A 976-nucleotide genomic window follows, 5' to 3' on the forward strand; every position below is an offset into this window, starting at 1 on the left:
AAGTTGACCTATGGCCTCCATTTTCTGCGCGTGCCGCAACGCCTGTTCTGTGGCCCTACGCTCCGTGACATCTTCTAGGGTGATGAGGAGACGGCTCCAACTATGCCGACTATCTGGAGACATGAAAAATCGGTTTTGAATGGTCATTGACTTTCCAGTAACTTGGATCTCCTGAAATTCTCTCTCATATACTGAAGCCCCATTATAGAAAGCGATTAATGCTCCTCGAAAAAACTCCAATACATCAATACGTTCCGGTCGCGCCTCTAAAAGCTTTATCAACGCGTCTTTCGACTTCACGCCGTAAAGACGAAGCAACGAGTCGCTCAATCCACGGCGCACGATTTTTTTGTGAAGCTGCCTGAGCACATCGTGATCCGCAAGCAATTCGCCGATTTCAACATTGCCTTTTGCAGATTGTATTTCGTCCAGCCCAAGCTTCACACCGGACCAATCCACTTCGATGGTTGGTATCGGATATTGCTCAAATAGTTCGCGGTAGCGTTCTTCGCTCTGCTGTAGAGTTTTCTCGGTTTTGAGACGTTCAGTTATGTCGCGTGCCACGACCAAAACTCGGGTCTCACCTAGGATTTCGGCGACCGAAATTCGGACTTCAACCGGTAGATGTGAACCATCTTTACGCACTTGTGCTCCTATGCGCGTAAGAATTTCTTCTGGTCCAAGCTCCACGGCATAGGCCGCATAATCTTTGGCAGTTGCTGTTACTCCAACCTCTTTCGTGCCAAGCGCCAGCAATTCATCGCGCGTATATTGAAGCGACAAACACGCGCGCTTATTCACGTCGACATAACCACCCGTTTTCGGATCAATCACAAAAAGCGCATCGCCCGCCTGATCCAACACGTTCCTGAGGTTTGCGCGGGCTTCCTCTAATTTGCGCTGGTTCTTAAATAGTTCACTTTCGCGCGCCGCTTCCAGTTCTGTTGTGACCCTGTTGGCAAGATGCGCCATTGCA

General features: G+C 49.5%; 1 protein-coding gene. It reads right to left on the bottom strand.

What is annotated here, in order from left to right:
• Positions 1-976, bottom strand: a 976-nt coding sequence (locus AC2T28_RS24930) for a PAS domain-containing protein (RefSeq protein WP_486751298.1), incomplete at both ends; no start/stop codon positions are given.

Source organism: Parasedimentitalea nitratireducens, assembly GCF_057444295.1.